The sequence below is a fragment of the uncultured Vibrio sp. genome, from assembly GCF_947488985.1.
Taxonomy (GTDB): Bacteria; Pseudomonadota; Gammaproteobacteria; order Enterobacterales; family Vibrionaceae; genus Vibrio.
Genome location: NZ_CANLBV010000328.1, coordinates 1 through 367, shown reverse-complemented (window position 1 = coordinate 367; position 367 = coordinate 1). Strand labels below are relative to the sequence as shown.

General features: G+C 43.1%; 1 protein-coding gene. It reads left to right on the top strand.

Annotation, left to right across the window (positions count from 1 at the left end):
* Positions 1–44 precede the first annotated feature (44 nt).
* Positions 45–367: helix-turn-helix domain-containing protein (locus Q1A70_RS20550; protein ID WP_299695920.1), on the top strand; the 323-nt coding region annotated here is incomplete at its 3' end.

Here is a 367-nt window from a genome sequence, read left to right as displayed (position 1 = left end):
GACTACGCATACGCTATTTGGCTGTCTCTCATTTTGAGGATGGAATGTCACGTACTGAAATAGCAAGGATTCTCAAAGTTAGTCGTACAAGTGTTAATACTTGGGTGGCAACTTACCAGCAGTTTGGTTTGGATGCTTTAGCTGGTAAACATCATCCAGGTCGCCCTTGTAGCCTAAGCGAAAAACAATTGGAGCAGTTTAAAAAGTATGTCACTGAATCCGCTATAAAGCCTGATGGTGGTCGATTACAGGGAGAGGATTTTGTTGCATACATCGAAGAGCAGTTCAACGTTAAGTATGGTGTGCACAACATTTACAGACTCCTTCATAAACTCGGACTCAGCTGGATAACAACGCGCTCCAAACA